General features: G+C 64.5%; 20 protein-coding genes. 17 read left to right on the top strand and 3 right to left on the bottom strand.

What is annotated here, in order from left to right; all coding sequences use genetic code 11:
- The 15 genes from DQ353_RS18465 to DQ353_RS18395 all read left to right on the top strand — a co-directional run.
- The coding region (locus DQ353_RS18465; RefSeq protein ID WP_181578266.1) for a transposase at nt 1–154 on the top strand (154 nt) is incomplete at its 5' end.
- A 1,874-nt stretch (nt 155–2,028) separates the two neighbouring features.
- Nucleotides 2,029–2,517 (top strand): hypothetical protein, encoded by a 489-nt coding sequence (locus DQ353_RS18460; RefSeq protein ID WP_113764654.1) that lies wholly within the window; start codon nt 2,029–2,031, stop codon nt 2,515–2,517.
- 380 nt (nt 2,518–2,897) lie between these two features.
- On the top strand, nt 2,898–3,473 hold the full coding sequence (locus tag DQ353_RS18455; protein WP_113764653.1) for a TetR/AcrR family transcriptional regulator: 576 nt from the start codon (nt 2,898–2,900) through the stop codon (nt 3,471–3,473).
- A gap of 788 nt (nt 3,474–4,261) precedes the next feature.
- Nucleotides 4,262–5,443, top strand: a complete 1,182-nt coding sequence (locus tag DQ353_RS18450; protein ID WP_113764652.1) for an acyl-CoA dehydrogenase family protein — start codon at nt 4,262–4,264, stop codon at nt 5,441–5,443.
- Nucleotides 5,440–6,576: an acyl-CoA dehydrogenase family protein gene (locus DQ353_RS18445; protein ID WP_113764651.1), complete on the top strand. Its 1,137-nt coding sequence runs from the start codon at nt 5,440–5,442 to the stop codon at nt 6,574–6,576. Before DQ353_RS18450 ends, DQ353_RS18445 begins: the two co-directional genes overlap by 4 nt.
- Nucleotides 6,573–8,084 carry an MFS transporter gene (locus DQ353_RS18440; RefSeq protein WP_113764650.1) on the top strand — a complete coding sequence of 504 codons (1,512 nt, stop codon included), beginning with the start codon at nt 6,573–6,575 and terminating at the stop codon, nt 8,082–8,084. The genes DQ353_RS18445 and DQ353_RS18440 overlap by 4 nt, the downstream gene beginning before the upstream one ends.
- The gene (locus tag DQ353_RS18435; protein WP_113764649.1) at nt 8,081–9,796 is read left to right on the top strand and encodes an AMP-binding protein; all 1,716 of its coding nucleotides are present in this window, start codon (nt 8,081–8,083) and stop codon (nt 9,794–9,796) included. Before DQ353_RS18440 ends, DQ353_RS18435 begins: the two co-directional genes overlap by 4 nt.
- On the top strand, nt 9,793–10,311 hold the full coding sequence (locus DQ353_RS18430) for an FAS1-like dehydratase domain-containing protein (protein WP_113764648.1): 519 nt from the start codon (nt 9,793–9,795) through the stop codon (nt 10,309–10,311). The genes DQ353_RS18435 and DQ353_RS18430 overlap by 4 nt, the downstream gene beginning before the upstream one ends.
- Nucleotides 10,311–10,775: a Zn-ribbon domain-containing OB-fold protein gene (locus DQ353_RS18425; protein ID WP_113764647.1), complete on the top strand. Its 465-nt coding sequence runs from the start codon at nt 10,311–10,313 to the stop codon at nt 10,773–10,775. Before DQ353_RS18430 ends, DQ353_RS18425 begins: the two co-directional genes overlap by 1 nt.
- Nucleotides 10,772–11,215 (top strand): MaoC/PaaZ C-terminal domain-containing protein, encoded by a 444-nt coding sequence (locus DQ353_RS18420; RefSeq protein WP_113764646.1) that lies wholly within the window; start codon nt 10,772–10,774, stop codon nt 11,213–11,215. The genes DQ353_RS18425 and DQ353_RS18420 overlap by 4 nt, the downstream gene beginning before the upstream one ends.
- Nucleotides 11,212–12,390, top strand: a complete 1,179-nt coding sequence (locus DQ353_RS18415; RefSeq protein ID WP_113764645.1) for a lipid-transfer protein — start codon at nt 11,212–11,214, stop codon at nt 12,388–12,390. The genes DQ353_RS18420 and DQ353_RS18415 overlap by 4 nt, the downstream gene beginning before the upstream one ends.
- The gene (locus DQ353_RS18410) at nt 12,380–13,048 is read left to right on the top strand and encodes a PaaI family thioesterase (RefSeq protein ID WP_113764644.1); all 669 of its coding nucleotides are present in this window, start codon (nt 12,380–12,382) and stop codon (nt 13,046–13,048) included. The genes DQ353_RS18415 and DQ353_RS18410 overlap by 11 nt, the downstream gene beginning before the upstream one ends.
- 72 nt (nt 13,049–13,120) lie before the next feature.
- Entirely contained in the window at nt 13,121–13,891 is a 771-nt protein-coding gene (locus tag DQ353_RS18405; RefSeq protein ID WP_113764643.1) for an electron transfer flavoprotein subunit beta/FixA family protein, read from the top strand.
- Nucleotides 13,892–13,903: 12 nt separating this feature from the next.
- The gene (locus DQ353_RS18400; RefSeq protein WP_113764642.1) at nt 13,904–14,890 is read left to right on the top strand and encodes an electron transfer flavoprotein subunit alpha/FixB family protein; all 987 of its coding nucleotides are present in this window, start codon (nt 13,904–13,906) and stop codon (nt 14,888–14,890) included.
- 92 nt (nt 14,891–14,982) lie between these two features.
- The gene (locus tag DQ353_RS18395) at nt 14,983–15,852 is read left to right on the top strand and encodes a cytochrome b/b6 domain-containing protein (RefSeq protein WP_286166900.1); all 870 of its coding nucleotides are present in this window, start codon (nt 14,983–14,985) and stop codon (nt 15,850–15,852) included.
- A gap of 369 nt (nt 15,853–16,221) precedes the next feature.
- Here DQ353_RS18395 and DQ353_RS18390 read toward each other — a convergent pair whose 3' ends face one another.
- On the bottom strand, nt 16,222–16,833 hold the full coding sequence (locus DQ353_RS18390; protein ID WP_113764640.1) for an SOUL family heme-binding protein: 612 nt from the start codon (nt 16,831–16,833) through the stop codon (nt 16,222–16,224).
- Between the two features lie 1,307 nt (nt 16,834–18,140).
- Between DQ353_RS18390 and DQ353_RS18380 the strand changes: the two genes are divergently transcribed.
- Together DQ353_RS18380 and DQ353_RS18375 are read left to right on the top strand one after the other, a co-directional pair.
- Nucleotides 18,141–18,398: a hypothetical protein gene (locus DQ353_RS18380; protein ID WP_113764638.1), complete on the top strand. Its 258-nt coding sequence runs from the start codon at nt 18,141–18,143 to the stop codon at nt 18,396–18,398.
- 13 nt (nt 18,399–18,411) lie between these two features.
- Nucleotides 18,412–19,284, top strand: coding sequence for an FHA domain-containing protein (locus DQ353_RS18375; protein ID WP_113764637.1), 873 nt, complete (start codon nt 18,412–18,414; stop codon nt 19,282–19,284).
- Nucleotides 19,285–20,417: 1,133 nt separating this feature from the next.
- Here the strand turns inward: DQ353_RS18375 and DQ353_RS21835 are convergent.
- Together DQ353_RS21835 and DQ353_RS21830 are read right to left on the bottom strand one after the other, a co-directional pair.
- The gene (locus DQ353_RS21835) at nt 20,418–21,158 is read right to left on the bottom strand and encodes a glycosyltransferase family 2 protein (protein ID WP_181578495.1); all 741 of its coding nucleotides are present in this window, start codon (nt 21,156–21,158) and stop codon (nt 20,418–20,420) included.
- Nucleotides 21,155–21,751 (bottom strand): DUF2238 domain-containing protein, encoded by a 597-nt coding sequence (locus DQ353_RS21830; RefSeq protein WP_220094064.1) that lies wholly within the window; start codon nt 21,749–21,751, stop codon nt 21,155–21,157. Before DQ353_RS21830 ends, DQ353_RS21835 begins: the two co-directional genes overlap by 4 nt.
- Between the last annotated feature and the right edge of the window lie 5 nt (nt 21,752–21,756).

Genomic DNA, 21,756 nt, shown 5'->3' with positions numbered 1-21,756 from the left:
TTTTCCGCCCTATGCGCCGGATCATAATCCGATCGAGCATGTCTGGAATGATGCGAAGAACGCGATCAGTAACGTGCAGCGTAACGATTTTGAATCTACGGTGACCTCGTTTGAAGCGCATGTTCGTTCGCGGGTGTTTGATTACAAAATCTGAGGTGCGGGGATGACCGATTTTGAAATATTAGAGCCATATCTCACCGAATTGTCGTTAATGCTCCGGTACCGACTCCACGAACGCCTCCCCCTGGTTGCCCGACCGGTGCTCGTGATTCGAGGCGGCAAGGACCCCGTCTCACGGCGCACCTGGTGCGTGCACCTGGCCGGAACCGCGCCGGATGCCCGGTTCGTGGAGGTCCCAGGCCAACCCCACGTCGTTCACAGGGGAGGGGCACCGCAAGTCGCTGCGGCGATCATCAAGCTCCGCCACCGGGACCGCGACCTGCCACAGGCACGAGACCCCATCGCACGGCAGGTCGAAGGGGGAACAGGCAGTGGATCGTCCCGGGATTGATGGATTAAGCTGACCCCGCGAAGTGACGACGATCTTGGAAGGACCTGAGATGTCTCCAGGCGCGCTGCGTCGGCGAGCATTCCGCCCCGTGACAGGTGCCCAAGAGAAACCTGAGGATGGAAGGGCCTGCATTGGTTCGGCTCGTTGCTGGGCATCCCGGAGGACATCCGCCGTGGCGCGGTGCGCGCCGTCGGTCGGTTGATGCGCCGTGCCAGGGCCCCTGGGGGAAGCCTGGCCAACAGGCAGTCCACCGCGCCGGTATCGAACCACCTGTGGGGCGCATATGCGAAGTACATCAAATTGTTTCCGGCTCATCTATGCAGCGTTTTTGCCGGGTGTTTTCTCCCGCCGAGTGGTCGGCTGCCTGGAGCCCGTCACCACGCACACCGCCCTAGCGCCGGATGCGGCCGCAATGGGCTTACGGACCGGGCTACGTGAGCGAAAAGCTGTTTCACGACTTGTGCATCACTCTGACGGACGGGTGCAGGAGCGGATTATCCGCCATGCCGAGCGCCTCGCCCAGACCGAGGCGGCCGCCTCCGTCGCGGCCAGGGACGAACCGAATGATGATCCCTTCAGCGAAGCCCAGGACGGACGCAGCCACCGCCTACTACAACCATGATCGTCGCCCTCCGGGATCGTTGCCGCGCCTCGACCAATGGGTATTGCGTTGCCACAGAAGGGCTTGCGCGCCCAGCGCCAGGCTCTGCCGGAACGGGCCTGTACAGGGCAGTTCGATCGATTGGCGTGCCGACTTTCCGCTCACCCGTCGCCCCCAGGTGCGGGAACGACGATCCGGCCAAAAGCGCCGACCCATCGTTTCGTGACCAACCACGACCCAGCCTCATGGGCGTGACAAATCCTGCCACGGCACTGCCTGCTAAGAAGGCCACCGGTGCACCGCTCGGGCAAATTTCGGCGAAAGCTGGTGTCAGCTGGTCGATATTTCGCTGAGGCAGGAATGCGGGTTCTTTTCTGCGTACCTTTCATTCTCTTGTGTAGTATCCATGTACAGAAAAGGTCGGGCTTGCCCGGCCAGCTGGTTCGTTGCTCCGACAGTATGACGGAGTGTCCCTTCGCAGTTCAGGTTCTGGTGACAGTGAGGAGATGGTGATGGCGAATATTAGGAAACCGGCGGTGGTGTTATCCGTCCATGGGATTATGCGGTGTGGCGCCGGCGAAAGCAGGACACCAGGTGAAATCCCGCTCACATGTATTGCCGGATCCCTCGTTCAGGCTGACTAGATCAAGGAATTCGTAAAGGAAATCTGGAAGAATTCCGTCGTCTCAACAGCGGCCGAGTGCACGTGCAAGCAACTCGTTGCCTGTGAATGTGCCGTGGTTGCGCCATTGATGACGGAAGCCGTTATTCCCAAAGTACGCTTTTCGGTCCACGCACGTCCAAACGTTGGGTTTGTGCCTCTCTCCCGGAATCCTTGGCGGAGGCGGAGCCAAGAAGCGGTGGCCGATGTTCCGATGCGTGATCAGTATTTCGACAAGATAAGAAGGAGATTCCAATGTTGCCTGACCTGCTCGATCCGGAGAATTTCTCTCAATCTCACTTGCTGGCCGCACGGTTCGGGAGCCTTATAGGCCCATCCAACGAGTTCTATCGACCCGGGATCATTCGCCAGTTGCTTGACCCCAGGGCGGTCCTGGTTCGGGAAGCCCTGGATGGCACCGAAAGGACTGAGTCCCCACGTGCGGCGCTTGAAGCCGTCGCTGCGTTCCTCTGGTCCTCTGCCCTGCGAGAAGTGGACGCATCCTCATTGATGGGGATTGTCTGCAACGGATTTGGGGATTCGGGTGTCGACGCGGTTGACGTACTGCCCTACCTCGACGGTTATGTGCGAATCGTTGACGAAGAGAGCGCCGGCCAGCGCATGGTTGTCCGCCCGGCAAGCACGGCGCTGATTGAAGCCGTTCAGATTGCCGCGTTGACTGTCATGGAATATGACGAGGTTTTCCAAACCCGTCGGTCCTCCGGCGATTCTCGCGATTTCTAGAACAGCGGCGGTTCATCCGGTAATCCAACCGCCAAGAATGAAACAGCCGGCTCCGGAGTGCTGCCGTCGCGATTGGTCTCGTCTCGCAAGGTGCTTGGGCGTCTTGCGAGACGGGACCGTTCTTGTTTCCAGGGAGCGATACGTGTGCCTAGTGACGCTGCAAGCAACCAAAGCCCGGGGTCGCAACGTTGCGGGCGGCATGGCCCCGGTTCGGCACGCTCATTGCAGGCGGTAACTTCCTCCCTTGCCGCCCGGGAACCCGCATCCGGCGGCCGATTCATGGGCCAGGACAATTGGACGCCGGCACCTGCGTGTTTCGCTGGTTCCCTGTGCCACCAGTTATGATCGGGAACAACCTCTAGGGCATAGGATATGGCAACGTGAAGAGAAAGCGGACCAGCGGAAACCTATCGACGCGGGAAAAGATCCTGGACATTGCGGCGGACCTCTTCGTGGAGCACGGTTACCCCGGTACGCCGCTGAGTTTGATTGCCTCAAGGCTCGAGTTCACGAAAGCTGCGCTCTACTACCATTTCAAGAGCAAAGCCGACATCCTCAGTGGAATACTCGATCCGCTACTGGATGAGGTTGACACACTCTTGGCGGACACCCCGGAGCGATTTCCCAACGCCGACGAGCGGTGGAAATTCCTGTTCGCATACTCGGAGCTGCTGCTGTCCAACGCCCGGGCGGTCGCGGTTCTGTCAATTGGCGCAAACCAGGCATGGATGCCCGAGGAAATCTTGACAAGAATCCAGTGGCACCGGAAACGCACCATCGAGCTGGCTATGCTCCCCGGCATGAGTGATGAAGAGCAGGTGCGGGCAATACTCCTCATGGACGTCATGCACCGCGAGATCGTGTTTGAAAAAGATCGTTCCGTGGTCCAGGGCATGACCCCTGAGCGTCGGCGCGAGATTGTCTACGGTTTCGTCCGCGAGTCCCTAGAAGCGTAACTCCACGACCGTGGGAGATCGCCCTCTGCAAGTGTGTCTCGCTGCGGGAGGATGCCCGTGGTGTTCGGCATCCAGGGCCGCGCTGCTCTGCCTTGAGTGCCGCGGTCATGTGCCAAGCCATGCCGTGCGCCGTGTTGGGCCGCGGTATCACCCGGACTTCTTGGGCGTTATTTTGCCCATATGCGAACCCCTCCACCGACCATGGACGCTTCGTCTCAGCGCTGCTGGTCCCTGCCTTCGCTGAATGACGGTCTCAACCACCGGTCAACTGGAAACTTCAGGGCGACCATTTCTCCATGTATTCGTGTGTAATGGGCATACGTTTATGGAACGGAAAATTTGCGGTATCTATAAAATAAATATCTTCATTTGAATCACCGCACCCAACTCTTGGATTCATGGATTCGCTGTCGCCCAGCCTCTATTTTCGGCATCCATCGGTATGTGACGGATGCCAGTCGGGTGCCCTTTCCTCCCGGCCCGTTTCTGTCGGCAGTGCATGCCACCGTGAATTCAAACCTGCGTGCAGCCGCTTACCACGCGTATAAATCGCTAAAAAATCCGAACCATTTTTTATTGGAAATAATTTCTCATTTTTCTGCGGACGAGAAGTCCATCTTGGGCCCCCGTCGTCGAGGGGACACCGTTGTGCCGTGCAATCGCCGCCACCCCTTGCTTAAATGCGGACCCGAATCAAGACCTTGCTTACTTGCCGACCGGCAAGTAATCTCGGTCACACCTAGCCGTCGCCGACGGCCAACGCCTGTTCAACGACGAAAGGCAACGTAATGCACCTACGTTCTTCCCCGGAGATCGAGAATCTCCGCGAGGAGCTTCGTTCCTACTTCGCCAATCTCCTGACCGATGAAGTGCGGGCCGGGTTGCGTGAAGAGGGAGAGGCCGGAGGCCCGGTCCTCGCCGCGACCCAGGCCCGGATGGGCCGCGACGGCTGGCTCGGCATCGGTTGGCCCGTGGAATACGGAGGCCAGGGCCTCGGTCCCGACGCACAGTTCGTGTTCTATGACGAGGCCTACCGAGCCGACGCACCGATCCCGATGATCACCATGACCACCGTGGGCCCCACCATCATGAGCCACGGAACCCAGGAGCAGAAGGACTACTTTCTTCCACGGATCCTGGCCGGCGAATGCATCTTCTCGATTGGCTACACCGAATCCGAGGCCGGCACCGACCTCGCGTCCCTGACGACCCGTGCGGTGCGCGACGGAGACGAGTACGTCATCAACGGCAGCAAGGTCTTCACCTCCGGCGGCGACGGTGCCGACTGGATCTGGCTGGCCGCACGCACCGACCCGGATGCACCCAAGCACCAGGGCATTTCACTGATCCTGGTCCCGACCTCGGCACCGGGGTTCTCCGCCACCCCGATCCACACGGTCGGCGGGTTCAGCACCACCGCCACGTACTACGACGACATTCGTGTGCCCGTCGGCAACGTGGTCGGCAAGGAGAACGAAGGCTGGCAATTGATCACCACCCAGTTGAACCACGAACGGGTCGGCCTGGCCGCCTTCAGCGGCATCTGCGAGGGGCTGCTCGAGGATGTCCACGCATGGGTCGGTGAACAGAGAACCGCCGCCGGCACGCCGTTGCGCGCCGAACCGTGGGTGCGCCAGCTGATGGCCACCTCGACCGCACGGCTGCGCGCCATGCGCCTGATGAACTGGAAGCTTGTGGAAACCACCGCCCGCGGCGATCTCGATCCGGGGTCAGCCTCCGCGGCCAAGGTCTTCGCCACCGAGACCGTTGTCGATGTCTACCGCTCCTTGCTGGAGGTCGTCGGCACCGGTGCCTCGCGCATCACCGACGGGCCCTGGCGCTTCGACACCGGGCGCCTGGCCCTGATGAACCTGGGCGCCCAGATCAACACCTTCGGCGGCGGCGTTGCCGAAGTCCAGCGCGAGATTGTCGCCTGGACCACCCTCGGAATGGCAAGGAAGGCACGATGAGCACTCCCGGTATTCAACAGACCCTGCAGGCCCCCAACATGGAATTCACCCTGGGGGAGGACGAGCAGGCGGTCGCGGACCTCGCGGCCCAAATCTTCTCGCATCTCAGCGGAGACGAACGGCAGGTGGCCTCGGAGAAGACCGGGGAAGCCTTCGATCCCGTCCTCTGGGGGCAAATCGCCGAGGCGGGCCTGCTCGAGGCCCTGCTTCCCGCGGGCCCGGACGAACCAGGCCTGGGCATGGTGGGTCTGGCCCTGGTCGCCCGCGAGCAAGGCCGCCACCTGGGCCGCATCCCTTTCACGACCACTGCCGTGGCCGCGTTGGCGCTGGCCGAATTTGGCGGTGGACGCGGAGTACTGGATAGCATCGGTGCCGGGACCGCGCGGGTGGGACTCGTGTTGCCCGAGGTGCGCCGGCGCATCAACGCCGTGCGGGCCGGGGACGGCTGGGTGCTGGACGGAACCATCGACTTCGGCTACCTGGTGCCGAGCTCAACCCACCTGATGCTCCAGTTCCACACCGACGCCGGTGACATGGTTGCCCTGGTGGAGGCCGACCGCGCCGGAATCGTCCTGGACCCGTTCACGGGACTTTCCAAGCAACAACATGCGGCGCTGGCATTGGCCAACGTCGCCGTGGCGCGCGAAGACCTGCTCGGCGCGGACCGCCCCGCCGGGGAGGTCGCCGCCTGGATCCGCCCGCGCCTGCTCACCGCGGCAGCCGCCCTCACGGCCGGCGCCTGTGCCGAAGCGGTCCGCCGCACCGCCGCCTACACCTCCGAACGCCGGCAGTTCGGTCGGCCGATTTCCACCAACCAGGGCGTGGCCATGCGCGCCGCCGATGCACACATCGATTCCGAGGTCACCTGGCTGACCGCCATCGATGCCGCCTGGCAGCTGGACAACGACGGGGAGGGGGAACTCGCCGCGTTCACCGCTTCCTGGTGCGCCCGCGAGGGCGGCTTCCGCGTGGTCCACGCAACCCAGCATCTGCACGGCGGCATGGGCGCGGACCTGGACAACCACATCCACCGCTTCTTTATCTGGGTCCGCGAACTGGACGTGCTGTGGGGCTCCGCCGGACAGGTTGCCGAGGAACTGGCCAACGTGATTCTCCCGCTGGAGGGATCATGACCGCCCCGCTGTCCGCCGGCCCTTCGCCGCTGGCCGGCCGCAGCGTCGGCACCGTTCTCACCATCCTGGTGATCGCCGAGGTGGTTGCCGCGTTCGAGACCTCCATGGCGGTCCAGCTGCTCTACACGCCGGGAGACTTCTTCACCACCGATCTGTCCAAGCTCGTGTGGGTGATCACCGCGTACTCGCTGGTCGCCGCGCTGGCCACCGGATTCGTCGGCCGGCTGGGCGACCAGTTCGGCCGGCGCAAGGTCCTGGTCGCCATCCTGCTGCTCTCCGCCATCGGCTCGGTCATCAGCGCCCTGGCCCCGAGTTTCGGCGTGCTGGTTGCCGGACGTGCGGTGCAGGGTGTCTCCGGGGCGGTGCTGCCCCTGGCCATCGGCATGGTCCGTGCCACCTTCCCGGCGGCCAAGATCAGCATGGGCATCGCCGTCGTCAGCACCTCGGCGCTTATCGCCGGTGCCGGCGGCATGCTCGGCGGAGGCCTGTTCCTGGACTACGCCAGCTGGCACTACATCTTCTGGACCGCGGCGGTCTTCGCAACCCTTGCCGCGGCCCTGGTGCACTTCGGCATTGCCCGCGAGCCACGGCAAACATTGGCCCGCTCCGGCAAGGTCGACTACTTCGGCGGCCTGGTCTTCGGAGCGGCCATTGCCGCAGCTCTTTACGGGCTGACGCTGAGCAAGAGCCGCGGCTGGAGCGACTTCTGGGTGCTCGCATTTTTGCTCGGTGGCCTGGCCGGCCTGGTGTTGTGGGTCGCCTGGGAATTGCGCACCGAGGAGCCGATGATCAACGTGCGGATGTTCGGGCAGCGCAAGTTCGCCCTGGGCATGCTGGCCACCGCGCTGATCGCCGTCGGGCCGATCGGGACCATGAACATCCTGTCCGTCACGATCTACCGCAATCCCGGCAGCGTGGTGATGGCGGATGGCAGCGTGCTGGATCTGCCCATCGGACTGGGACTCAGCGCCACCATGACGGGCCTGCTGGGATTCATCACCGCCGCCGCGGCCTTCTGCATCTCGCCGCTGATCGGAAGGATCTCCGCACGCTTCGGTGCCCGCATCGGGCTGATGATCGGCTCGCTGCTGACCATCGTGGGCCTGCTCATCGTCTGCCTCGCCCCGGGCCAGCTCCCCGTGGTGATCTCCGGTTTGGTGGTGGTCATCTTCGGCACCGGGTTCCTCTACTCCGGCATGCCGACGGTCATCGTCGAGTGCGTCCTTCCCGAGCAGACCAGCACCGCCACCGGGGTCAACGCGGTGACCCGCACCGCCTTCCAAGCGGTTGCCGCCTCGGTCGTGGGCCTGATGCTCGCATTCTCTCCCGTTCTCGCGGGCGAGAAAACGTACGTCTCGCTCTCCGGGTTCTTCCTCGTCGTGGGCGTGCTCATCGCCACCTGCGTGCTGACCATTGTCGTTGTCTACTTCATTCCACCGACACGGGCCCCGCACGCACAGGAATCCGAATCCCGGGAAACCACCCTCGCCCTTAAGGACCAGTCATGAACACGGACGTCGAAACGACAAAAGACCACACCACCAGGGACCTGCTGGACCGCAGGGCCGAGGACGATCGCCCCGGGCTGCTTTTCGAGGGCCGCATCTGGACCTGGGCCGAGGTGGTGGCCGAATGCAGGGTCCGGGCCCACCTGATGCTCTCGCTGCACGAGGAAGGCAAGCCGTTCCACGTGGGCGTGATGCTGGAGAACGACCCGGAATACATCTTCGCCATCGGGGGTGCCGCCTATGCCGGCGCGACCGTGGTGGGGATCAACCTGACACGCCGCGGCGAGGAACTGGTCCGCGACATCACGTACACCGATTGCGAGATCCTGGTCACCAGCGGGGAACTGGAATCCCTGTTCAGCGGCGTGGAACCCGGGGTCGAGGAACGCAAGATCCTGCGCATCGAAACCCCGCAGTACGCCGCGCAGCTCGACAGGCACCGCAACGCCCCGCGCCCGGACATCGCCGCCGCCGGGGATCCGGCCACCGCACTGCTGCTGCTGTTCACCTCGGGGTCCACGGGAGACCCGAAGGCGGTGATCTGCACGACCGGGCGGCTCTACCGCACCGCGGAATTCCGCCACATGGGCCTGGGCGGCAACGATGTCAGCTACAACTCGATGCCGCTGTTCCACGGCAACGGCATCTTCGCCTGCTGGGCCAACCCGCTGTACACCGGCGGCGCCTTCGCGTTGGCCCGCAAGTTCTCGGCGTCCGGCTTTGTGCCGGATTTGATGCGCTACAAGGTCACCTACTTCAACTACGTGGGACGCTCGCTGTCCTACATCCTGGCCCAGCCCGAGAAAAACCAGGAAAACCGGACCAACCTGGAGTCCTGCTTCGGCACCGAGGCCTCGGACCTGGACCTGGCCGAGTTCCACCGCCGCTTCGGCATCTGGCCCACCGAAAACTACGGCGCCAGCGAGGGCGGGCTGACCTTGCGCCGCACCCCGGAAACCCCCCAGGGTTCCCTCGGCCTGCCACCCGAGGGCATGGATGCTGCGGTGGTGAACCCCGAAACGATGGAAGAGTGCCCGCCTGCCGTCCTGGACGACTCGGGGCGCATCCTCAACGCCGGGGAAGCGATCGGGGAACTGGCGAACCTCAGCGGGGCTCCCCTTTTCGAGGGGTACTACAAGAACCCCGAGGCGGTCGCCGAGCGCATCCGCGGCAACGCGTTCCTGACCGGCGATTTGGGTTACCGCGACGCGGAAGGGTTCTTCTACTTCGCCGGCCGCACCTCCGACAGGTTGCGCGTGGACAGTGAAAACTTCTCCGCCGCACCCGTGGAACGCGTGCTCTCGCGCTACCCGGGTGCCCTGCTGGCGGCGGTCTACCCGGTCCCCGACGCCAGAACCGGAGACCAGGTCATGGCCACCTTGCAGGTCCCCGATCCCGGGAGTTTCGATCCGGCCGCCTTCACCGCCTTCCTCGAGGCGCAACCGGATCTGGGCACCAAGTGGGCCCCCCGGTTCCTCAGCGTGGTCAAGGACGTGCCGGTGACGGCCACACAGAAGATCAACAAGCCGCGGCTGCGCAGGGACGCGTGGCTGGTGAACGAGAACGTCTACCACCGCCCGGGCCGCGCCCTGCACTTCGAGAAACTCGATGAACGCGCCGTGCAAACCCTGGAGGCAATGTTCCAGGAGAACGGCCGGGCGCATCTCTTGCCGCTGCGGCCCGCGGAAACCCCCATCAAGGAGACAGTATGAGCAACGATCCAAGCGCAAGGATCGGCGAGATCATCGCCGCCGGACGCGAAAGGGTCTCCGTGGCCCGCGATGCGGTCAACCGGCCGATGATCCACCACCTGTGCGAGGCCATGGGGGAGAAAAACCCGATCCACCTGGACCCCGCGGCCGCCCGGGCGGCCGGCCACCCGGACGTGGTCGCCCCACCCTCGGCCCTGCAGGTCTGGAACATGATCAACCCCTCGGACCCGGTGATCGAATCCGACGTGGACCACGCCTACGGGATCCTGGCCGAGTCCGGGTACCCGAAGGTCGTGGCGGTGAACTGCGACCAGGAATACGACCGCTACCTGGTGCCCGGGGACCTGCTCACGGCCACCGAGAAGGTGGAGACCTTCGTGGGACCCAAGCAGACGGGCCTGGGCGAGGGCTACTTCATCACCACCCTGACCACCTACACCGACCAGGCCGGGGAACGCGTGGGCACCATGCGCTTCCGCACCCTTTGGTACAACCCGGAAAAGAGGAACTCCTAATGACCGAGACCCTGTCAGCGACACTGGCCGAGGACAACGCCCCGGCCAAGAGCGAGGCCCTGCGCCCGCGCCCGGCGATCAACCTGGACAACGCCTTCTTCTTCGAGGCCCTCACCGAGCGGGGCGAGCTGGCCATCCAGCAGTGCAGCGACTGCAACGAGCTGCGCCACCCGCCGGTTCCGATGTGCCCGGAGTGCCATTCCGTCCACTGGGCACCGAAGACCATGGGCGGGCGCGGCATCGTGCACAGCTATGTGGTGCTCTACCACCCCATCGTCCCGCCGTTCGAGCCGGGCTACATCGTGGCCGTCGTGGAGCTTGAGGAGGGCCCGCGCGTGGTCATGAACCTCGAAGACGTTGAGCGCGAGGACGTGGTGATCGGCATGGCGGTGTCCATCACCGTCGAACGCATGGACGCGGACCTGGTGCTGCCCGTGGCACGCCCGGAAGGAGGCCACTCATGAGCACCGATACATCCGCCATCGCCCCCACCGGCCCGGAGACGATCGCCGCGGGGGATCAGCTGCCCGAGCTGCGGATCCCGATCACAGCCACGCTGATCGTCACAGGGGCGATTGCCACCCGGGACTTCCAAAAGGTCCACCACGACAAGGACGTGGCCGAGGCCGCGGGAACCAAGAACGTTTTCATGAACATCCTGACCACCAATGCCCTGGTCAACCGCTACGTGGGGCAATGGGCGGGCCCGGCCGCCCGCGTGGGCCGGATCAACATCCGCCTGGGCGCCACCAACTTCCCGGGCGACGAAATGGTCTTCACCGGCACCGTCGAATCCGTCCAGGGCCAGAACCTCACCGTCAAGGTCATCGGCACCAATTCCCTGGGCCCGCACGTCACCGGCACCGTAGACATCGTGATCCCATCGAAAGGGGAATCGGCATGAGCAACCTGCTGAACAAGGCAGTCATCGTGGGCATCGGCGCCACCGAGTTCTCCAAGAACTCCGGCCGCTCCGAGCTGCAGCTGGCCCAGGAGGCCTCGCTGGCCGCCTGCCGCGACGCCGGGGTCAACCCGCACGACGTGGACGGCATGGTGACCTATTCCATGGACACCAACCCCGCCATCGAGGTCGCCCGCGGCCTGGGTTGCAAGGAGCTGAACTTCTTCAGCCACGTGGACTACGGGGGAGGCGCCGCCGCCGGCACCATCCTGCACGCGGCGATGGCCGTGGCCACCGGCGTGGCCAAGACCGTGGTCTGCTACCGCGCCTTCAACGAACGCTCCGGCGCCCGTTTCGGGGCGGCCATGAGCACCGCGGGCATGGCCCCGGACGCCCGCGCCGCCGCCTACGCCTGGACACTGCCCTTCGGCCTGATGACCCCGGCCTCCTGGGTGGGCATGTTCGCCCAGCGCTACATGCACCTGACCGGTGCCACATCCGAGGACTTCGGCCGCATCGCCGTGGCCGACCGCAAGCACGCTGCCACCAACCCCAAGGCCTGGTTCTACGGCAAGCCGATCACCCTGGAGGACCACCAGGCCTCGCGGTGGATCGCCGATCCGCTGCATCTGCTGGACTGCTGCCAGGAATCCGACGGTGGCCAGGCCTTCGTCATCACCACCCCGGAACGCGCCAAGGACCTGCCCGGTCAGGCGGTGTCCATCAAGGCCGCCGCCCAGGGGGCTGCCTACGACCAGCACACCATGGTGAGCTACTACCGCAAGGACGGCGACCGGGCATTGCCGGAAATGGGCAACGTGGCCCGCCAGCTGTGGAACGACACCGGGCTGCGACCCGCGGACATCGACACCGCGGTGCTCTACGACCACTTCACCCCGTTCGTGCTGGCGCAGCTGGAGGAATTCGGCTTCTGCGCCCCGGGAGAAGCGAAGGACTTCATCAAGAACGGGGCGATCGAACTGGGCGGACGCCTGCCGATCAACACCAATGGCGGGCAGCTGGGCGAGGCCTACATCCACGGCATGAACGGCATCGCCGAGGGCGTGCGGCAGATCCGCGGCACCGCCGTCAACCAGGTGCCCAATGCCCGCAACGTGCTGGTCACCGCCGGCACCGGGGTCCCGACCAGCGCGCTGATCCTGGGCAATGACAACTAGGCCGGTGGCGTGGCCGTCGGCAACGGCGGACCAGGCGGACACCGAACACAACCGCCGGTCCCTGGTCGCGGCGGCCGGGCACGCCCGGAAGCTGCTCGATGCCATGGTCAGGCTTCCGGAGGACACACCCGTCGCGCCGGAACTGGCCCGGCGGCTGGAATCGGTGCTGGAACTGCTCGCTGAACATATCCAGCCGGTGGAGGCCATGGCCGGAGACCCGATGGCCGATCGCCGCGGACCGCGCAAGGACAGCTACCGGGACCGTTCACCGATTTCCGGCGTCTTGAACCCCATCGCACCGCCGGTGAAGCTCAGGGTGGCCGACGACAATACCGCGTGCACCACCACGACGCTCGGCTTGGCCTACCAGGGCCCTCCCGGCCGGGTCCACGGCGGATTTGTGGCCGCGCTGTTGGACCACATCATGGGCTACGCGGCCGGAACGATCGGGACATTGATCTTCACCAGATCCTTGACCGTTGACTACGACCATGCGGTGCCGCTCTTTGAGGAGCTGGAAATCTCGGCCCGGGTGGAGCACGTTGACGGGCGCAAGATTTGGGTCCTCGGAGAAATCCGTGCCGGTGGATCCGTGGTGGCCCGGGCACGGGGGTTGTGGCTGCCGCCGCGGATCATCCCGGAGACCGGCGCGCCCTAGCCGCGCGGACCGGAAACCCGGGGTGGATTGCCACCCCATCGACACCTTCAACAACCAAGGAACGAGCCAACCATGAAGATTGCAGTGCTGATCAAGCAGGTGCCCTGCACCGAGAACGACCGCCATCTGGACTCCAACGGCTGGGCGGACCGGACGGCCAGCGACCGGATCGCCGACGAGATCACCGAACGCGCCCTCGAGGCGGCCTTGAAGCACAAGGACGCCGACAAATCCGTGGAGATCGTGGCCGTCACCATGGGTCCGGCCGCCGCGGCCGAGGCGCTGCGCAAGGCCCTGTCAATGGGCGCTGATTCGGCGATCCACGTCAGCGACGAGTCGCTCGCCGGGTCCGACGCGTTGGACACCGCCAAGGCGCTGGCTGCGGCACTGCAGGATGCCGGATGCGATTTGGTCATCGCCGGCAACGAATCCACCGACGGACGCGGAGGCGTGGTGCCGGCGATGATCGCCGAGGCGCTCGGACTGCCGTTTCTGGGCCCACTGGACTCCCTGGACGTTGCCGGGGGCACCGTGCGCGGCCGGCGCTCGGATGGCCGGGGCACGACGACGCTGCGGGCAACCACCCCGGCGGTGGTCTCGGTCACCGAGGCCAGCGGGGAAGCGAGGTTCCCGAAGTTCAAGGGCATTCTGGGGGCCAAGCGCAAGCCGGTGGCCCTGCGCTCAGCCAGCGACCTGGGACTCGCCGCCCACGATGCGGGCAAGGGAAACCTGGTGCTGAGCTCCTCCCGTCGACCCGCCCGCACCGCAGGAACCAAAATCGTTGATGACGGGCAGGCCGCCTCGCAACTGGCCGCCTACCTCGTCGCCGAGAACCTGATCTAAGGAAGATTCGACATGACCCACATCCTGGTAAACATCGAACTGGCGGAAAACGGCTCCCCGCGCCCGAACGCTGCCCACCTGCTGGCGCTGGCCGCGAACCTGGGAACCCCGGTGGCCGTGGTCGCAGCGCTCCCCGGCAACAGCCGACCCCTGGTGGCCGATCTGGCAACCATGGGAGCGGGCGAGGTGTTCATCGCCGAGACCGCCGAGGCCGATTCCCACGTGGAAGCATGTTCCGTGGCGGCGCTGGCCGCGGCCATGGAAAGATACGCTCCGGTCGCCGTCCTGGCCTCGAACAGTGCGCCCGCCCGTGAGGTCGTCGGCCGCTTGTCGATGCGCACCAAGAACCCCGTGGTCCTTGAAGCGCTCGAACTTTCCACGCGCGAGGGATACATCGTTGCCTCACACTCGGTCTTCGGCGGAAACTACCTCACGGAGTCATCGATCGGTGCCGGCACGGCTTTGGTCACCGTGGGATCCACCGGCGCCGAACCGCTCGATGCCGTGCTGGATCCCGTGGTCAACCTCGTGGCCTTGGACGTATCCACCACCGCATCCGCCGTGGTCGAATCGCGCACGGCGATTGCCACCGGGTCCGCTCGCCCGGAACTGCTTGCCGCAAGGATCGTGGTTTCCGGCGGTCGCGGACTGGCCTCCAAGGACAACTTCGCCCTGGTGGAGGACCTGGCCGATGCGCTGGGTGCGGGCCTGGGAGCCTCCCGCGCGGCGGTGGACTCAGGATACGTCCCGCACAGCCACCAGGTCGGGCAGACCGGGGTCAGCGTTTCTCCCGAGCTGTACGTCGCGGTGGGCATCTCCGGTGCCATCCAGCACCTGGCCGGCATGCAGACGGCCAAGCGGATCGTGGCGATCAACAAGGATGCCGACGCCCCGATCTTCGACATCGCCGACTTTGGCATCGTCGGGGACCTGTTCACCATCGTGCCGCAGCTCAAGGACGCCATCGCGGAACGCAGCAGCATCACCGCTGGCGCATAGGAAAGGCCCGGACGATGTCGTTGCTGGCCAGGTCGAAGCCGGGGACCAACGCCCCGGGCGGCGCAAACAAATGGGTGCGGTTGGCCAAGTGGATGGTCCTAGCCGTGCTGGTGATGGCACTTTTCGTGTTCCTGGCCAAATGGGCCCGTACCCTGGGCCCCGTGCAGGACTTCGTGCTGCGCTACCCGGGGCACAGCGAGCATCCTGCCGGTGCCCCGGTGGGATTGTCCGTGTGGCTTGGGTGGCAGCACTTCCTCAACGCCTTCTTTCTCGTGTTGATCATTCGGTCGGGGTGGCTGGTCCGCGCCACGGCTCGACCCAAGGCCTATTGGACCCGGAAGAGCACCGGGATCTTCAAGACCAAGTCCGAGCCGGTGAAGATCAGCCTGGAGCTCTGGTTCCACCTGAGCCTGGATGTGTTGTGGCTGCTCAATGGCGCGGTCTTCATGGTGTTGCTGTTCATCTCCGGCGGGTGGATGCGCATCGTTCCCACCGGTTGGGACATCTTCCCCAACGCGGTCAGCCCCGCGCTGCAATATGCGTCGCTGGACTGGCCGTTGGAGAACGGGTGGATCAACTACAACGCGCTGCAGGTGCTGGCCTACTTCGCGATCGTATTCATTGCCTCTCCGCTCGCGGTAATCACGGGGGTGCGGATGAGCCCGGCATGGCCGAAAGGCCATCCGGCGCTGGAGCGGATCTATCCGATGGAAGCGGCGCGGAAGGCCCATTTCCCGGTTCTGCTCTTCTTCACTGCCTTTGCGACCATGCACGTAGCGTTGGTGCTGAGCACCGGAGCGTTGCGGAACCTGAACCACATGTTCGCTTCCCGGGATGACGCGGGCTGGGTGGGCTTTGGGATCTTTGCCGTATCGGTGGCCGTGATGGCGACGGCGTCGATTCTGGCCCGGCCGACCTTCCTGCGGCAGCTTGCCAGCCTGACGGGAAAAGTCTCCAAATAGATACGAATTCCATCCGTGGGCCGACGGGTCCTCACATGGGAAACCGTCCCTGATCCCGGACCGCAAGGTTCCGCGTTGGGCAGACCGATCTGTCGATGGGCGAACATGGTCTCCGTGCACCTTCGGCGCCGGTCCACCGCGGGGTGACTACCCGATGAAAGGCGAAGGCATGTTGGATGAAGCAGCGAGTGGTGCGATCCTGTTCGCCCTCGAGAGACGCATTGGTCGGATGTTGATCAACAATCCGTGCCGTCCCAGCATCTGCGGCAGGCGGCGATCAATGGCCAGGCCAAGTGATCCGGCCTTCGCACCAATAACAACGGAGACCACGTATCTTTTTGATTGGAGAAGAATTGGAAGCCGCGGGGTCTATGCCGTGCCGCTGGCGTTGCCGTCGTGGTCCTTCAGATCGAGCACTATCTCATTGTGGCGCAGAAACCATGGCTTGAACGGGGGATCAAATCTTGCAAAACGCGGCGGCCCAATCGGCACAAGTCCGGACTCTTTCAAGGCAATTCGCAGTGTTTGAAGGTGTCGCTGGTAGTTTCCAGCGTTCCAGCGCCCGCTGAACCGAATAACCGCGGCAAGGCTCTCCGGGACTGTGGCCAGGTGCACCCTGGGATTGCTGGGTCGAGGCGCGTTCTCGATCGTGAAACCTTCCGGAAGGACAAAGGCCACCCGGAACTTTGGGGCCCCGTCCCCGTCCCCATGCCCTTGAGCTGCACCTGATTGCTGCAGGACCGGGGCGGTCATCGAGATCTTTTGCGCAGCGGTGTCTTGCACCACGGGAGCGGTCATGGCCACTTTCTGGCTTGCTTGGTTTTCTCCGCCGATATAGGAGAAAAGGTATCGAAAAGCGCGGTTGCCGGCCTGCTCGAAGGTTCCCTCGACGGTGACCTCTGCAAGGAGATGTGCAGGATAGCGGCGTACTTCAAAATCATCGTAGGTTCGCACAATTTGGTAGGGCTGCTGAGCGGTCATGTCATCACGGTACTCCGGCGCGGCCGTATGTCATCTAGGGGGCCCAAAACGAGTTCCCCACGGAGGTTTCGTTCGCGGATCCGACGGACGACAAACCGGCCGGTGTTCGTCCCCCAAGTGCACGAGCCAGCGGACGGGACCCACGACGGGCAAATCGATCCGGAGCATATCCGCGTCAGATCCGGGCGTTCTGTTGACTGCTTTCGGCGTTCTGCTCAAGGTAGTGGTGAAACCAAATGGGGATGAGAAGGCGAGAAGAGCAGCCTTCTGCCGTGAAGCAGCAGCGTGCCGAATCGACCACTATCCCGTTGGCTATCGACCTCATGTCCAATATCCTGCGGTGGCAGGCGCCGCCCGGGCTGCCAGGGGTGTCCATCCACCGAGGACATCCTGTCCGAAAACGTTGATTCACCACCTGGCCTGCGCAGCGACAGGGCATGCGAGAAGCGGTTGATACTGGATGTCGGTACGGTATCGGCGCGGAGTTGCTGGAACAAGGAGCAGCTGAACGATCATGGTTTCCGTCCAGAGGTGCGTCACGCACTTCGGCGTCAGCGTTGAGACTGGCGTAAGGATGTGCGCCTCGAGGACCGATCCCATGCTGATGCACGTTCTCTGTCCGCGTTACCGCAGAATGGACGTGGCCGGCCACCGCACCGGGGTCTTGCGAGTGCAGCATTGCCCCGGCCCTGGCGGAATGGCAGGGCCGAGGGAGGCCGGGTGTCGCATCAGGGACGGGGTAACGGTCGGTAGCGAGGGGACCCACGAAAGGCGTTTCGCCGCGGAAACGCCGTGGCGGGGTGCACCTTCGCGGGGCCCGGTGCGCCGAAGCGATGAAGAAGCTCGGCGTTGTCGGTCCTGGGCGGCGCCGGGGATTTCCGCTCGGAACTCTGAACCGTGCCCGATGGTCGTTGCCGGGGTTGCGGAGCCCACACTCCTCGACCTCTGGGGGCAGGCGGGCGCGAGCAGGGTCCACTCGTCGCCGCGCAAAGACAGCCGAGCACCGCGCCCTGTGGCAATTGATAACCTCGTATTCACCCGCAAAGCCCCTGACGGGCCCGGCCCGTCGGAACTGGTCCCCCTGTTCCATGACGCCGGCACGCCGAAGTCTCTTGCCCTGCGGTCGCCGGGTTCGCGAGCGGCCCGCATAAGGCATGCGCCTCTTGTAACCAATTCCCACATTGAGTGGCCACCGAGTGTTTACCTGGGGCAGCGGTGACTGTAGCCTGAGTCACAGATCGCTAGAGAGGCTAGCTAAATTCTCTTGTCCCTGCGATCGTTTGCGGAGCTAATGGAGAGTGGTTAAAGTGGAAAGCTTTGATTCCGAGACGCGTTCGACCCAGGAAAACCTGGAAATAGGTGACTGGTCTGATCTGGGCCAACAACTGTGGTCATATCTAACGGGTCGTGGCGCGGCGGTCAACTACACGTTGATTGACATGACCATCGAGGTGCCGCGAGATATCGGACCAGACGCACCGCGTGCGACCTGGAAATTCGACGGGACGTTGCGTGTCACGACCAGTGACGATGCAGCCGCGGGTTCCGACCCGTACCGCCAGTAGACAGGGTCGGGCCATGCGTTTCGACATCGATCTGGCATTCTCCGTGAAGATGCCAAGCACCGAAGGCACCGATCCCGCGGGTATCAGTGGAACGGTCAAGGCGGACGGCAAGGTCATAACGATCACGGCCGACTCGCTGTCGGTTTTCCCCTCACCAAGGTCCATCGACCCGACCGCGTTGAACGACTTTGCGGTAAAGCTCAAGAATGCCGGCATAACGATGGTCATTGACGGGCCGCAGGGAACGATCGCCAGCCTCGGCAATGTCAAGCCAAATCTGACCGGCCTCCTTGGAAGCAAATCGAAGGCCGTCAGAATGGGTAAACTCGAGGCGTCCAAGGGGCTGATGGGACGCGGACGGGGCCCTGGCGCCATCGAACCGCTGAGAATCCCTGGGACTTTCTTTCCGCTTCTTCCGACCTTCCGCAAGCGCTATCGCCGACCACCCACAACGACCCACTATGCGCGCGGTGGGGGCAGGCCGAGGATCATTTTCGTCAAGGACAGCGAATCGTGGGATGGCAAGGCGCCCAAGGTCCTGAATGTCATCGATGAGGTGACGGAGATTGGAAGTGCGCCGGGTGTTGGACTTGAGCTTCCGGGCCTCGAGCCGGTGCACGCGAGAATCGTCCACAATGAACTTGACGAATACGTCCTGGTTGCCGTGGGCGCAGTGGGTGGGAGTGCCGGCTTGAAGCCAGGGAGTGAATATACCTTGCGCAGCGGTGCCAGGATGGAGCTGGGCGACTGGAGGCTTGTGTTCTTCCGTGAAGAGTACGCCGACCATGGACGGCCGTTCGGGGGACGCAACGGGGGAGAGCTTTCTTTCCAGAAGCCCCAGTTCAATCCACGTACCGGACTCATCGAACGGGATTCGAGCGTGTAGCGGTCTGCCTCCCTTCCGTGGCGCTTGCCCGGAAGGGACGTCGCCGCCGCCTCGTCCGTCGGGGTCTCTTCCCCGACCTGGACCGCAGCCGGAGTCCTTGCGGAGTCCTGGAATCGAGACCGTTCACTTTTCCCTGCAAAATGTGTGAAGTGGGTTTTCCATGGAAGAGGGGCGAAGACTTTTTCCTCGCCCCACGGGAAGCGTGAACCGCCGAAATCGCCCAGCGTCGCGTTGGCGGCTTGTCCATGGTCCTGTGTGCCCGGGCTCCGGGACGAGGCAATGCTCGAACACGCCACCAGTGTCCCGGCAGCGGCGTAGGCCACTTGGCCCGTGGTCTCTGCCCGAGCTGACCCCCATCGAGCGACGATTCTTGATCTGAGCCTGGCGGGAATGTGCCATTGAGCTTATTGCCCGATACCGGTGGCCGAGAATCCTGTCGTGCTCCCATGCCCTCGTGCTGGGATGCCGAATGGACGTGGGTTGCCGGTAGCCGGCCGCAACCAGATGCCGACGAATAGGGAACAGTCGTTTCATCTCGGTCTGCCGGTTGGGCCGGGGTCGTCGATGTGCACCTGGAGGGTGAAGTCCCGGACGCGCTCGATGAACGCGGCGTACTCGTACGTGTTGTGGGCCGGGAAGCCGGCATTCCCGCCGCCGTTGGCGGTCCGTCTTACTGAACACCACCGGCTGGCAGGAAATGCAGGTCTCGGGGCGGTTCAAGGGGGTGCGTTCAGGAGGGTGGGCATGTTGCGCATCCAAGAAGGCCTGACAGCGGTCCCGACGGCCCCGCGGGAGCCCTCGATGCTATCCGAGGGCCTGGGTGCAAAGGAATTGGCACCCCAGTCATGCGAGCCCCAGCCGACGGCGTTGTTTAGCAGGTCCGGGGAGGAGCGGCGTATTGGGGGAGCCCGACCGCGGTCCATCGACGGCTTTGGCCGTCTTGGTGAAAAACCGTTCTCTGGGGAGATTGGTTGACGTCGAAGCCGAGACGGACAATGTCCTCCTCGGCCAGGGCGGGGACATTCCGCCACGGCCGATACGCAGCGGCCCGCAGGCTTCGGGGGCAAGCGGTCGCCATACATCCCAGCCACGGTGGCGAGGCCCGGGCAGCGCGGCAGTCGATCGCGCGGCTCTCAGTGCTCCGGGCGCGCCAACCCCAACCTCTGCTGCCAGCGTCGGCGCACACCGGCCGCGGCCCCGTTGAGCTTCAGGGTCTGCAAGGCGACTGCAACGGAATTGCGGAAGCCGTCCTTGCGGGCGAAGATCCGTCCGGCGGCCCCCACCCGCAACTTCAGGTCGAACCGGATGACGGCTCCGGGATCGAGTTTGCAGGTGAACTGGACATCGTCATGGATATCCGTGACCCGCAGGTCCAGCTGGTGACGTACCTGTGGCCACAGTTCCCGGCGGAAGGCCATGTTTGAACCCCAAAGCGGAACCCGGGCGAGGGCCGAGCCGATGCCCAGGAAGTATGCCGAGGCATAGAAGCACGAGGCCAGCGCACCGAGGCCTGCGGGCATGTCGTAGAAGCGCCCGGGCCCGGTGAGCGCATCGAGGTCGTCGTGGCTACCGAAGTGCCCCTCGACCCGCGCCACCCAGTCCATCGGAGGCCGGGTGTCGGCGTCGCACCGGAGGATGAGATCGCCGATCGCCGCATCGTAGCCCGCAGCGGCGGCCGCCATGATCCCGGGCATCGGTTGGTGGATGACCCGTGCACCGGCGGCCCGGGCCTGGTGCACCGAATCGTCGTTCGACCCGTTGTCCACCACGATGACTTCATCCGGGATCCTGGACTGTCCGGCCAGCAGCCCAAGGAGCACCTTGAGGTGCTCGGCATCGTTGAGCACCGGGACCACGATGCTGATCGTGCTCATGGCCGCGACCCGGGCCCGGCGGCGCGATGGAACCACACGGCCGCCAGCAGCGAGCCGAGGAGCCCGGCGGCCAGGTCCCCGATCGTGTCCGCGTAGCCGACGCCGACCTCCGGGGTGATGAAACTGTGCCCGGCCCATTCTCCGATCTCCCACAACACCGCGAACAGGACGCCCAAAGCGGTAACGGACAGCAGGAGTCCACAGTCTTGGCGCCGGGTGCCGGCAGCGGGCAACATGCCGTGGTGGACGAGCATGTTCCCAAGCATCGTGGTCAGGACCGCCAGCATTGACACATGGACCACCACATCCAGCCAAGCGATCGTCCGGTAGGTGCCCAAGACACTGAAGGCCCCGCCCAGGAACAACACCGCCTGGCCCGCGAGGTCCTCGCTTCGGCTCCGCGCGTAGTAGCGCAGCACCCACGTCCCTCCCGCAGCCAACGCCATCACCAGGGACGAAAGCGGGCCGGAGACGATCCATGCCGCGGGGATGGACAGCGCAGTCAGCAGCCGCAGGACATCTCCGGGGTGCGGAACGAAGACCGGCTCGTAGGCGCGGGCCGGAGGCCTGGTGGGAACTGTGCCCGCAGCCACCCTGG

It is taken from the genome of Arthrobacter sp. AQ5-05, assembly GCF_003287975.1.
Classification (GTDB): domain Bacteria; phylum Actinomycetota; class Actinomycetes; order Actinomycetales; family Micrococcaceae; genus Paeniglutamicibacter.
This window is presented reverse-complemented; position numbering and strand designations above follow the sequence as displayed.

Bases quoted from the DNA above. Each gene is read 5' to 3' on its own strand.
- DQ353_RS18460 (WP_113764654.1), top strand. From the start codon at position 2,029: ATGTTGCCTGACCTGCTCGATCCGGAGAATTTCTCTCAATCTCACTTG.
- DQ353_RS18450 (WP_113764652.1), top strand. From the start codon at position 4,262: ATGCACCTACGTTCTTCCCCGGAGATCGAGAATCTCCGCGAGGAGCTT.
- DQ353_RS18445 (WP_113764651.1), top strand. From the start codon at position 5,440: ATGAGCACTCCCGGTATTCAACAGACCCTGCAGGCCCCCAACATGGAA.
- DQ353_RS18440 (WP_113764650.1), top strand. From the start codon at position 6,573: ATGACCGCCCCGCTGTCCGCCGGCCCTTCGCCGCTGGCCGGCCGCAGC.
- DQ353_RS18435 (WP_113764649.1), top strand. From the start codon at position 8,081: ATGAACACGGACGTCGAAACGACAAAAGACCACACCACCAGGGACCTG.
- DQ353_RS18430 (WP_113764648.1), top strand. From the start codon at position 9,793: ATGAGCAACGATCCAAGCGCAAGGATCGGCGAGATCATCGCCGCCGGA.
- DQ353_RS18425 (WP_113764647.1), top strand. From the start codon at position 10,311: ATGACCGAGACCCTGTCAGCGACACTGGCCGAGGACAACGCCCCGGCC.
- DQ353_RS18420 (WP_113764646.1), top strand. From the start codon at position 10,772: ATGAGCACCGATACATCCGCCATCGCCCCCACCGGCCCGGAGACGATC.
- DQ353_RS18415 (WP_113764645.1), top strand. From the start codon at position 11,212: ATGAGCAACCTGCTGAACAAGGCAGTCATCGTGGGCATCGGCGCCACC.
- DQ353_RS18410 (WP_113764644.1), top strand. From the start codon at position 12,380: ATGACAACTAGGCCGGTGGCGTGGCCGTCGGCAACGGCGGACCAGGCG.
- DQ353_RS18405 (WP_113764643.1), top strand. From the start codon at position 13,121: ATGAAGATTGCAGTGCTGATCAAGCAGGTGCCCTGCACCGAGAACGAC.
- DQ353_RS18400 (WP_113764642.1), top strand. From the start codon at position 13,904: ATGACCCACATCCTGGTAAACATCGAACTGGCGGAAAACGGCTCCCCG.
- DQ353_RS18395 (WP_286166900.1), top strand. From the start codon at position 14,983: ATGGTCCTAGCCGTGCTGGTGATGGCACTTTTCGTGTTCCTGGCCAAA.
- DQ353_RS18390 (WP_113764640.1), bottom strand. From the start codon at position 16,833: ATGACCGCTCAGCAGCCCTACCAAATTGTGCGAACCTACGATGATTTT.
- DQ353_RS18375 (WP_113764637.1), top strand. From the start codon at position 18,412: ATGCGTTTCGACATCGATCTGGCATTCTCCGTGAAGATGCCAAGCACC.
- DQ353_RS21835 (WP_181578495.1), bottom strand. From the start codon at position 21,158: ATGAGCACGATCAGCATCGTGGTCCCGGTGCTCAACGATGCCGAGCAC.